This is a genomic window from Brachybacterium fresconis (assembly GCF_017876515.1).
GTDB lineage: Bacteria > Actinomycetota > Actinomycetes > Actinomycetales > Dermabacteraceae > Brachybacterium > Brachybacterium fresconis.
Window position 1 is genome coordinate 3,013,903 of record NZ_JAGIOC010000001.1, and the last position, 11,462, is coordinate 3,025,364.

The window sequence follows — 11,462 nt, forward strand, 5'->3', positions numbered from 1 at the left end:
TCTGGTGCGCCGTTGCCCCCGGCGGGGTGGGGGTACGAGCAAAGTTTCGTCGCTCAGCGTGACCTCACGGCCTTAGGGCGGTTGAGGTCACGCTGAGCGACGAAAGTCAGTCGGCGGCCGGGGCTGCGCTGCGTCGCCGGTCGGATCAGGCCGTGACCCGCACGTCCTGAAGGGCGACCGCCGCAGGCCGCTGCACGGTGCTGGTGATCTCCTCGCGAGATCCGCTGCGGGAGGACGCCAGCACCGCGTTCATCACCTCGAGCACGTGCTGGCCGAGCTCGCCCGCGGCCCGCAGGTCGCTCCCGCGCGTCGCCATGTCCTGCAGCCCGATGCCGCGGGAGGCCTCCGCGTAGCCGGCGGCCACGGGCAGCGTCTCCCAGCCGTCACCGCCCAGTCGGCGGACCTCCACGTCCCCGGCGAAGTGGTTCGGATCCGGCACCGCGAGCGTGCCGCCGGTGCCGTGGATCTCGATCGGGTGGATCGTGGTGGCGACCGCGTCGAAGCTCATGACCAGCGTGGACAGCACCCCGGACTCATGCACGAGCACTCCGGTGACGTGGGTGTCGGTGCTGACCGGGATGACCTCGCCCGCACGGGGGCCGGAGCCGATGGTCCGTTCGCTGCGCAGACGGCTGGAGGCCCCGATCACCTCGGAGACCGGCCCCAGCAGCGTGACCAGGGCATGGATGTAGTACGGGCCCATGTCCAGCAGCGGACCCCCGCCGGGGACGTAGTAGAAGTCCGGCTGCGGGTGCCAGCGCTCGTGACCCGGGGTGACCATGGTGGCCATCGCCGCGATCGGGGTGCCGATCGTGCCGTCGTCGATCGCGGATCGCGCCGTCTGGGTGCCGGTGCCCAGCACGGTGTCCGGGGCGCTGCCGACGACCACGCCGGCCTCCGCGGCGGCCGTCAGCACTCGCTGCCCCTCCTGGGTGGTGACCGCGAACGGCTTCTCCGAGTACACGTTCTTGCCGGCGGCGATCGCCCGCAGGTCCACGTCGGCGTGCGCGGCCGGGATGGTCAGGTTCAGGACCGTGTCCACCTCGGCATCGGCGATGAGCTCGTCGACGCTGAGCACCCGCACCCCCTCGCGCCCTTCGGCGGCGGCCTCCGCACGGGCCCGGTCCAGGTCGGCGACGGCCACCAGCTGGACGTCCGGCAGCTCATCGAAGCTCGCCAGGTACTGCCGCGAGATGACCCCGCAGCCGATCATGCCGACCTTCATCGGGTCGCCTCCGTCCTGCTCTGATCGCTGTGGCCGCTGTGGCCGCTGGGGCCGCTGTGGCCGCTGGGGCCGCTGTGGCCGCCGTGGTCGCCGTAGGGCTGGTCGCTGCCGCGCGCGGCCCACAGCAGGCCCCGCTCGATGATCGTGCGGACATTGGAGTCCTCGAGCACCTCGACGCGGTGGCCGGGCGTGGACACGAAGATCCGGCCCTCGCCCCACTGTCGGGTCCAGACGGCCGGGGAGGTGATCTCGCGGTGCCAGGGGTCCCACTCCCGCACCTTCTGCGTGGTGGTCGCGAGCACGTCGACGTAGTCGTCGGACAGCACCCAGTACTGCTCGGTGAGCAGGTCGAAGTCGCTGATCCCGCGGGTGATCGGATGATGCGCGGCAGCCGGGAGCATGTTCACGGTGTGCGGCACGTAGTTGTCGGCCTGCTCGCCCCGGCGCTCGTCGGGGTGCTTGCCCGGGTGGCAGCCGAACTGGCCGCCGATCAGGGTGAGGTAGTCGGAGTTGTTGCGGTAGGAGTCGGCGATGCCGCCGTGCCAGCCGGCCAGGCCGGTGCCGGCCTCGACGGCGGCGCGCAGCCCCTCGAACTCCTCCTTCTCGATCGTCGACATCGTCACGCACTGGAGGATCAGATCCACGGTGCCCATGTACTCGGCGTCGGCATAGATCGCGGGGGATTCCTCGACCCGCACGGTGAAGCCGTTCTTCTCGAGGAAGGGGATGAACATCTCGGTCGCCTCGACGGGCTGGTGGCCGTCCCAGCCTCCGCGCACGACGAGGGCGGTGCGGGGCGTGGGGTCCTCCTCGACGAAGATCCGGGTCGAGGCGGTGGTCTCAGGGTCGGTCATCGGGTGTGCTCCTGCGTGGTGGGGGTCTGTGAGGTGGTGGGGGCGCCGGCCGACGGCGCCGACGGGTCTCCGGCCGGGGCGCTCGGGGCGCCGCCCGGGACGTCCGCGGCCGACGGGGGAACGTCCTGCCAGTGGGAGCCGTCCGCCGAGCTGCTCTCGACGGCGGCCAGGACGCGCTGGACCTGCAGCGCCTCGTCGAACGACGGGGAGGGGTCGGTGCCCTCGCCGATCGCTCGGACGAGGTCGGCGATCTCGTGGGTGAAGGTGTGCTCGTAGCCCAGGCCGTGCCCGGTGGGCCACCACGCCGCGGCGTAGGGATGCTCGGGCTCGGTGGTCAGCACCCGGGTGAAGCCCTGTCGGCCGCCGGGGGCGGTCGCGTCGTAGATCTCCAGCTCGTTCATCCGCTCGAAGTCGAAGGCGATCGACCCTGCCGAGCCGTTGATCTCCACGCGCATCGCGTTCTTGCGGCCCTGCGCCATGCGGGTGGCCTCGAAGGAGCCCAGCACGCCGCCGGCGAAGCGGGCGGTGAACAGGGCGAGGTCGTCGACCGTGACCCGGCCGCGCGCGCCGGAGGCGTCGCCGGTGCCGCCGAGACCCTGGGACGTGCCGGCGGCCGGGCGCGTGGGGACGACGGTCTCCAGGGTGCCGGCGACCGCGGCGATGTCCTGTCCGGTGATCCACTGGGTGAGGTCGATGATGTGGGCGCCGATGTCTCCGAGCGCCCCGGATCCGGCGGTGTCCTTGTCCAGGCGCCAGGTCATGGGGGCGTCGGCGTCGGAGAGCCAGTCCTGGAGGTACTGCGCGCGCACCTGGCGGATCTGCCCGACGAAGCCCTCGGCGACGAGCTGGCGCGCGTAGGCCAGCGCCGGGGTGCGGCGGTAGGAGAACCCGCAGATCGAGCGCACGCCGTGGGAGCGGGCGTCGGCCGCCGCAGCGGCCATCCGCTCGGACTCCTCCACGGAGTTCGCCAGCGGCTTCTCGCACAGCACGTGCTTGCCGGCCGCGAGCGCCGCCAGCGCGATCTCCGCGTGCGTGTCCCCCGGGGTGCAGATGTCGATCACGTCGATCTCGGGGTCCTCGACGAGGTCCTGCCAGCGGGTGGTGGTCCGCGCGAAGCCGTAGCGCTCGGCGGCCGCGGCCAGCGAGCTCTCGGTGCGCCCGGCGAGAGTGCTCAGCACCGGGGTCAGCGGCAGATCGAAGAAGCGGTGGGCGGTGCGCCAGGCATGCGAGTGGGCGGCGCCCATGAAGCCGTAGCCGACCATGCCGATGCGCAGCGGTCGGGCGGGGGCGGAAGGGGTGGTCACTGCTGGTCTCACGACTCCTCGGTGAGTGGGTGATACGGGTGGGGCGAGCGGTGCGCGGAACGGATCGGGACCCTCATTTGCCGGCCCCGGCGGTCATGCCGCTGACCAGGTATCGGCGGCCGACCGCGTACAGGATCACGATCGGGATCGACGACAGGGTCACGGCGGCCATCACGACCGGGATGTTCGTGGCGTACTCGCCCTGGAAGGACCACAATGCCAAAGGAAGGGTCCTCTTGTCCGGGCTCTGCGTCAGGATCAGCGGGAACAGGAACCCGTTCCAGGACAGCAGCGCCTGGTAGACGGCGACGGTGACGAGCGCGGGGCTGGTCATCGGCAGGGCGAGTCGCCACATCTTCTGCCACTCGGTGCACCCGTCGATGTCCATCGCCTCGAACAGCTCCTTGGGCACGTCGCGCATCGAGTTGGCGATGATGAGGATGCTCAGCGGGAGGCCGAAGGCGATTCCCGGGAGCATCAGCGCCACCAGGCTGTCGTACATGTGCAGGCGGATGATGATCAGGTAGATGGGGACGATCGTCGCCTGCACCGGGATCGCCAGCCCCAGCAGAAACAGGTTGCGCACGGGGCTGAAGAGGCGCCGATGGCCGCGGACGATCGAGTACGAGGCCATGAAGGACATGATCACCATCGGGACCACGGTGCCGACGGCGACGATCACGCTGTTGACGAGGTACATCCCGAAGTCCGCTTCGAGGACCGCGATGAAGTTCTCGATGACGGGCGGGATGGCCGGGACCACGGGGTTCGAGCCGAAGTAGGTGGCCATCGACTTGAAGCTGGTGATCAGCACGAAGTAGATGGGCAGCAGCACGACGACCAGCCAGAGCCAGCCGAGGGTGCCTCCGAGCCAGTTGCGCTTCATCTCAGGCTCCTTCCATCTGGCTGGCGTTCGCGTCCTTGCCGCCCAGGCGCTGCACGCCGAGGGCGAGGCCGAGGCCGATGACGACCAGCAGCACCGCGAGGCCGCTGGCGACGCCCATCTCGTTGCCGCGGAAGCCGGTCAGGTACATGTCCAGCGGCAGGATCCGGGTGGCGACGCCCGGCCCGCCCTGGGTGAGGACGAAGATGAGGTCGAAGTAGGTCAGGGCGCCGACGACCATCAGCGTCGAGCTGGTGATCATCGTGTACTTCAGCTGCGGGAGGGTGATCGAGAGGAACTGTCGCACCCGTCCGGCGCCGTCGATCTGCGCCGCCTCGTACATGCTCTGCGGGATCTGGCGCACGGCCCCCTGGTAGATGAGGGTGTGGAACGGGATGAACTGCCAGGCGATCACGAACAGCACCACGTACCAGACCAGGGTGGTGTCGCCCAGCCAGTTCAGGGCGAAGACGTCGAGGTTCAGTCCGCTGGCCAGGCCGAAGTTGGGGTCCAGCAGGGACTTGTAGGTGATGGCGATCGCGGCGGAGGACAGCAGCAGGGGCAGGAAGTACAGCACGGCCAGCAGGTTCCGATAGCGCTGCGGCCCAGCGAGGAAGGCCCCCAGCAGGATGCTCAGCGGGGTCTGCGTGAGCCAGGTGGCGACCACCATCAGCAGCACCAGCACCAGGCCGTTCCATGTCGAGCTGCGGGTGAGCACCTCCTTCCAGCTCGTCAGACCGGTGAACTCGATCGGGCCGATCCCGTTCCAGGTGGTGAACGACAGCGCGATGACCCCGATCAGGGGCAGCAGCGCGAAGACGCCGAACATCACCAGGGCCGGCAGGGCGAACAGGACGTGCGAGAGCTGGGGCCGGTCCCTCGCCCGTCGTCCGGACGTCGACGCGGCGCCGTCCTGAGCGGCGGAGGGCAGTGGAGAAGGGGCGGTGGTGGTCATGCTCAGCTCGCCGATGCGGCGTTCATGTTCTCGGCGAACTGCTCCGGCGTGATCGAGCCGAGGAAGAGCTGCTCGGTGTTGACCAGGAGCTCCTCGGCGACGGTGGGCTGGAGTGCCTGGTCCCAGGATTGGGTGAAGTCCGGAGCCTCCTGGATCGCGCTGTAGATCCACTCCAGGTAGTCGGAGTCCTCGCTCGCGGCCATGGCCTCGTCCTGACCGGTGACGACGGGGACCCCGCCGGTCTCGATGATGGACTCGGCCACCGCGTCGGTCATCACGCCATCGGTGAAGTAGGCCCGGGCGACCTCCTTCTCCGCGTCGCTCGCGTCGGCGGAGATCGACAGGTAGCCCGCCGGGTTGCCGACGAGGTTGGCCAGATCGCCCTTGCCGCCCTCGATGGTGGGGAAGGGGTCGTAGCCGAGCCGGCCGTCCTGGACGAAGCCGTCCCCGCTGGTCTTCATCGAGCCGTAGGTCCAGCCGCCCTGGAGCATCATCGCGGCCTGGTCCGTCCACAGCAGCGCCTGGTCGCTGTTGGAGTCGGCGGCCATGGACTGGAACCCGTCGACGAACGCCTTCGCGTCGATCAGCTCCTCGACCTTCTTGCCCATCTCCACCACGGCGTCGTCGAGCCAGGCGTCGGGCTCCCCGGCCGCGATCCGCTCGAAGACCTCGGCGCCGCCGATGCGGTCCAGCAGGTACTCGAGCCACATCATCGAGGTCCACCGGGACTGGCCGGCCAGAGAGATGGGAGCGACGCCCGCGGAGTTCGCCTTCTCGACGATGCTCATCAGATCGCCCCAGGTGGTCGGCGCCTCGGCGCCGATGTCCCCGAGGACCGTCTTGTTGTGGAACAGGATGATCGGCTGGGTCGACTCGTTGGGGATCGCGTAGATCTTGTCGTCGACGGTGGCGGCGCCCCAGACGGCCTCCACGAAGCGGTCCTTGACCTCCGAGTTCTCCTCGAAGAACGACGTGAGGTCCTCGACCTGCTCCGCAGCGGCATAGGTGCGGAGGCCGCCGCCGCCCCAGCCGTAGATGATGGTCGGCGCCTCGCCGGCGCCGATCGCGGTGCGGATCTTCTGCTTGTAGGCGTCGTTCTGGAAGAACGTGAGGTCGACGGTGCCCTGGTCGAGCTCGTTGAAGGCATCGACGGCGCCCTGGGTGATCCCCTCGCCGGGCTCGCCGGAGAGGTCCCAGTAGGTGGCGGCGTTGCCACCTCCGCCACCGGAGCCGCCGGGGCCGGAGGTGCCGCAGCTGGCGAGGGCGAGGGCGGAGGCGCCGGCGGTGGCGCCCAGCAGGGTCCGGCGGGAGAGCTGGAGGTTCTTCATGACCTACTCCTGATGTCGACGGTGACGGGGTGCAGCGGTGCGAGGGTCGAGAGGCACACCCAGGTAAGTGTCCCTAACTTACAAATCGAAAGTTCTGGGGTCAAGGGCGTCGGAACTTTCGAGGTCCGGGCGCCGAGGTCGACACCTCGTGCGGCGGAAGTCACTGCAGGGCATGGACCTGATCAGTGAATCGCGACCACGATGATCACAACATGGTGTCGACACAGGTCCGAAAGCTTTTACGAGGGGAGCGGGTGCCGTTTGCGGGATACGCGTGCCCGCAGCGGCGGCCTGCGGACTCTGCGCGCGGCGTCAGCCCGCCATCTCGGCGGTGCGGGCGATCCAGGCGCCGGGGGAGTCGAGGATCGGGCCGATCGCCGCCCGGGCGGCGCCCCACAGAGCCGGTGCCTCGAGGTCGTCGGACCGCTCGATGACGACCTCGTCGACCTCGGCCGCGAGGGCGTGGCGTTCCACGGTCTCGCGGATGAACGGGGCGATCTCCCCGGCGATCGGGCCGAGGTATCCCGAGAGCACCACGGTGGACAGGTCCAGGATGTTCAGCGCATTGGCCAGGGCGAGGCCGAGGGAGCGGCCGATGGTGCCGATGACCTCCGCGCGGTCGGTGCTGCGCGAGAGCTCCTCGACCAGCTCGTCGATGAGGACATCGGTGCGCAGTCCGGCCCGCTCCCGCAGAGCGTGGTAAGAGATGTACGCCTCGAGGCAGCCGCGCCGCCCGCAGCGGCACAGGGCGCCGCCCGGTTCCACCACCGTGTGTCCGAACTCCCCGGCCCAGCCATGGACCCCGTCGAGCACCGTGCCGTCGAGGACGATCGCACCGCCGACGCCGGTGGAGCCCCGCACGTACATGAACGACTGCTCGGGCCGCCGGGCGATCTCCGTGAGCACCGACAGACGGATGTCGTTGTGCACCTGGACGGGCACGCCGTCCAGCTGAGGGGTCCGCGCGAGCTCGCGGCCCAGGGGCACCTCGGTCCAGTCGAGGTTCGGGGCGGCCAGCACCGACTGCCCGTCGGGCGACATGCGCCCGGGGACGGCGGCGCAGACGCCGACGAGGGTGGCCCGGGGGGCGTCGGCCCGCACCTGCTCGACGAGGCGGGCGCACGCCCGGGCGGTCTCCTCGACGGTGTCCGCGTCCACCCGGAGGTACTCGGTGTGCGAGCTCAGCTGCCGGCCGGCCAGGTCGATGCCGAGGCAGGAGATGTGCTCGGCAGCGATCTCGAGCCCGATGCCCAGCACCGTGCCCTTCGCGGGCTGCAGGGGGACCATCGGGCGGCCGCTGCCCTGGGAGACCGGGGCGTGCTCCTCGACGAGTCCGGCCGAGATCAGCTCCTCGACCAGCTTGGAGACCGTGGGTTTGGTCAGCTGCGTGGAGCGGGCCAGCGTCGCCCGGGAGATCGGTTCGGTCGCCGTGGCCACGGCGCGCATGACGACCGAGAGGTTGTGCTCGCGCAGGTGCGTGGACTGCATGGGGACCTTTCCGTCGGGTGCTCGGACGACTGCGTCGTGGGATGGGGCGATATCTCGTGCGATCCGGTGGTGGCTGCCGGGGGCGTGTGGCCGGAACGGTGGCTGGTGGGGCGTGCGATCGGGTGGATGGTGGGACGTGTGATCGGGTGGCCGGCGGGCCGCGGCTTGTGATCGGACGGCGGTCCGTCGTATGTTAGTTACTCAAACATACTAAGCGGCTCGAGGTCGTCCGTTCCCGCGAACGGCCGGTCCTGCTGCGGGCATCGTATGACGAGGCCCCGGGTCGCGAGGGACCAGACGATGCCGTCCGACCAAGGAGTTCGACCATGACCGCCCCCACCCCCACCCGCGATGACAAGTTCTCCTTCGGCCTGTGGACCACCGGCTGGGAGGCGCAGGACCAGTTCGGCAGCGCCACCCGCCCGCCGCTGGAGCTGAGCGCCCACATCCGCAGACTCTCCGAGCTCGGCGCCTGGGGCTTCACCTTCCACGACAACGACGTGGTGCCCTTCGACGCGACGCCTGCCGAGCGCCAGAAGATCATCGACCAGCTGACGTCCGTCACCGACGAGACCGGCCTCGTGATCGAGATGGTCACCACCGACACCTTCGCCCACCCGGTCTTCAAGGACGGCGCGTTCACCTCCAACGATCGCGACGTGCGCCGCTTCGGCCTGCGCAAGGTCCTCGCCAACGTGGACCTCGCGGCCGAGCTCGGCGCGAGCACCTTCGTCATGTGGGGCGGCCGTGAGGGCGCGGAGTACGACGGGTCGAAGGATCTCTTCGCGGCCCTCGAGCGCTACCGCGAGGGGATCGACACCGTCGCCGGGTACATCAAGGACAAGGGCTACGACCTGCGCATCGGCCTCGAGCCGAAGCCGAACGAACCCCGCGGCAACATCTTCCTGCCCACCGTCGGCCACGCCCTGGCCTTCATCGAGCAGCTCGAGCACGGCGACATCGTGGGGATCAACCCCGAGACCGGGCACGAGCAGATGGCGACGCTGAACTACACCCACGGCCTCGCCCAGGCGCTGTGGTCCGAGAAGCTCTTCCACATCGACCTCAACGGCCAGCACGGCCCGATGTACGACCAGGACCTCGTGTTCGGCCACGGCGACCTGATCAGCGCCTTCTTCACGGTCGACCTGCTCGAGAACGGCTTCCCGTCCAAGCCCGGCGCCTACGAGGGCGCCCGCCACTTCGACTTCAAGCCCTCGCGCACCGAGCACGAGAAGGGCCAGTACGACGCGGCGGCCGCGAACATGGAGATGTACCTGATGCTCAAGGAGCGCGCCATCGCGTTCCGTCAGGACTCCGAGGTGCAGGAGGCACTGACCTACTCCGGCGTCGACGAGCTCGCGCAGCCCACCCTCGCCGAGGGCGAGTCCCTCGCGGACCTGCTCGCGGACCGCTCCACCTACGAGGAGTTCGATCCCGACAAGGCCGGCGAGCGCAACTACGGCTTCGTGCGCCTGCAGCAGCTGGCCCTGCAGCACCTGCTCGGCTTCCGCGCCTGACCCTGGCGCAGGGGCGGCCGGCCCGCTGACCGGCCCAGGATCCCGAACCTCCGCCGAGATCTGCGTTCTCGGTGCCATATTCCGTTATGACACCAAGAGCGCAGATCTCGGCGCCGGAGGGCTGGGGTTCCGTAGGCTGGTCAGCACTCACCTCACCTGTGCTCGCCTCGCACCGACCCACTTCGCCGGCGCCCACCCTCGCACTCACCCGTCTGGCCCGTACCCACCACCCCTCGCGGGCGCCCACCCTCGCACTCACCCGTCTGGCCCGTACTCACCACCCCCTCGCCCGCGCCCGCTCCCGCACACCCGCCTCGCCCGTACCCACCACCCACCACGGCAAAGGACCTCCTGATGGCACCGACGGTTCTCGGAATCGACTCCTCCACCCAGGCCACGAAGGCCCTGCTCGTCGACGCGGAGACGGGGACCGTGATCGAGGAGCGCCGCGCCGCGCACCCCGAGGGCACCGAGGTCGACCCCCGCGCCTGGCTCGACGCCGTCGACGAGGCCGCAGGCCCCCTGCTGGAGCGGGCCGAGGCGGTCTCCGTCGGCGGTCAGCAGCACGGCATGGTGCTGCTGGATGACCGCGGGGAGGTGGTCCGTGACGCCCTGCTGTGGAACGACACCCGTTCCGCCCCGCAGGCCGAGGCCCTCATCGAGGAGATGGGCGGCCCGGAGGCGTCGGTCGCGGAGATCGGCAGCCTGATGGTCGCCTCCTTCACCGCCTCCAAGCTGCGCTGGGTGCGCGATGAGGAGCCCGAGACGGCGCAGCGGGCGGCGAGCGTGCTGCTGCCCCACGACTACGTCTCCCGGCACCTGGCCGGCGGGGGAGAGGCCTTCACCGACCGGGGCGACGCCTCCGGCACCGCGTACTACTCCACGGCCACCGAGGAATGGAAGCCCGAGCTGGTCCAGCTGGCGCTGGGCCGCACCCTCGGGCTGCCCCGTCTGCCCGGGTCGCCGCAGGAGGTCATGGCCCGCACGCCGGGCGGCACCGCGATCGCCGCCGGGACCGGCGACAACATGGGAGCCGCTCTGGGTCTGTCCCAGAGCGAGGGGGACGTCTCCGTCTCCATCGGCACCTCCGGGGTGTGCGCGATGGTCAGCCCCACCCGCCCGAACGACGCCACGGGATCCGTCACCGGCTTCGCCGACGCCACCGGGCGGTTCCTCCCGATGGCCACCACCATCAACGCCGCGCGCATCCTCGACGCCGGTCGCTCCCTGCTGGGGGTGAGCCACGAGGAGATGGCCCAGCTGGCCCTGGCCAGCGTGCCGGGCGCGCACGGCGTGACGCTGCTGCCCTACTTCGACGGCGAGCGCACCCCGAACCGCCCCGAGGCCCGAGCGACGCTGACCGGCATGAGCACCGCCACCACCCGGGAGGACGTCGCCCGCGCCTACGTCGAAGGATTGCTGTGCTCCCTGGCCGACGGCATCACGGCGCTCGAGGACATCACCGGAACCGCCGCAGCGCGGATCACCCTGATCGGCGGGGCGGCCCGCAGCCAGGCGGTCCAGCAGCTCGCTCCCGCCGTCTTCGGCCGGGAGGTCACCGTCGCCCCGGCCGCAGAGTACGTGGCGCTCGGGGCCGCCCGCCAGGCCGCCTGGGCCCTGGCCGGCACCGCGGAGCCGCCGGCCTGGGAGATCTCCGGCAGCCGCGTCGTCGAGGCCGATCCCACCCCCGAGGTGCTCGGCGCCTACCGTGAGCTGAAGGAGCGCACCGAGGGGTGGACCGCGACGGACTGAGCCGCACGCCCGGTGCTCAGGCCTCGGCAGCGGGCTGTCCCCGCCCGGACGACTCCGCTCCGTGATCGCTGCACGCCACCACCCGGAACACCTCCACCTGAAAGTTTCAGGTGGAGGTGCTCCGTCTTTGTCGCCGCATCCCCCAGGTGACGA

General features: G+C 70.4%; 9 protein-coding genes. 2 read left to right on the top strand and 7 right to left on the bottom strand.

From position 1 onward, the window contains the following. Nucleotides 1-145: 145 nt before the first annotated feature. The 7 genes from JOF44_RS13530 to JOF44_RS13560 form a co-directional block, all read right to left on the bottom strand. Nucleotides 146-1,225, bottom strand: coding sequence for a Gfo/Idh/MocA family protein (locus JOF44_RS13530; RefSeq protein ID WP_209892373.1), 1,080 nt, complete (start codon nucleotides 1,223-1,225; stop codon nucleotides 146-148). Next, on the bottom strand, nucleotides 1,222-2,079 hold the full coding sequence (locus JOF44_RS13535) for a ThuA domain-containing protein (RefSeq protein ID WP_209892376.1): 858 nt from the start codon (nucleotides 2,077-2,079) through the stop codon (nucleotides 1,222-1,224). Before JOF44_RS13535 ends, JOF44_RS13530 begins: the two co-directional genes overlap by 4 nt. Continuing rightward, nucleotides 2,076-3,341, bottom strand: coding sequence for a Gfo/Idh/MocA family protein (locus JOF44_RS13540; protein ID WP_209896015.1), 1,266 nt, complete (start codon nucleotides 3,339-3,341; stop codon nucleotides 2,076-2,078). Before JOF44_RS13540 ends, JOF44_RS13535 begins: the two co-directional genes overlap by 4 nt. 115 nt (nucleotides 3,342-3,456) lie before the next feature. After that, nucleotides 3,457-4,269, bottom strand: a complete 813-nt coding sequence (locus tag JOF44_RS13545) for a carbohydrate ABC transporter permease (protein ID WP_209892379.1) — start codon at nucleotides 4,267-4,269, stop codon at nucleotides 3,457-3,459. Nucleotide 4,270: 1 nt separating this feature from the next. After that, nucleotides 4,271-5,221 (bottom strand): carbohydrate ABC transporter permease, encoded by a 951-nt coding sequence (locus JOF44_RS13550; protein WP_209892382.1) that lies wholly within the window; start codon nucleotides 5,219-5,221, stop codon nucleotides 4,271-4,273. 2 nt (nucleotides 5,222-5,223) lie between these two features. Next, complete coding sequence (locus JOF44_RS13555) at nucleotides 5,224-6,549, bottom strand: extracellular solute-binding protein (protein ID WP_209892384.1); 1,326 nt, start codon at nucleotides 6,547-6,549, stop codon at nucleotides 5,224-5,226. A gap of 312 nt (nucleotides 6,550-6,861) precedes the next feature. Beyond that, a complete protein-coding gene (locus JOF44_RS13560; protein ID WP_209892388.1) occupies nucleotides 6,862-8,037 on the bottom strand; it encodes an ROK family transcriptional regulator in 1,176 nt (391 codons plus the stop codon). A gap of 326 nt (nucleotides 8,038-8,363) precedes the next feature. Here JOF44_RS13560 and xylA point away from each other — a divergent pair, with 326 nt between their 5' ends. Then, nucleotides 8,364-9,557 carry a xylose isomerase gene (gene xylA / locus JOF44_RS13565; protein ID WP_209892391.1) on the top strand — a complete coding sequence of 398 codons (1,194 nt, stop codon included), beginning with the start codon at nucleotides 8,364-8,366 and terminating at the stop codon, nucleotides 9,555-9,557. 354 nt (nucleotides 9,558-9,911) lie between these two features. Beyond that, nucleotides 9,912-11,309, top strand: a complete 1,398-nt coding sequence (xylB, locus tag JOF44_RS13570; RefSeq protein ID WP_209892394.1) for a xylulokinase — start codon at nucleotides 9,912-9,914, stop codon at nucleotides 11,307-11,309. Nucleotides 11,310-11,462: the final 153 nt, after the last annotated feature.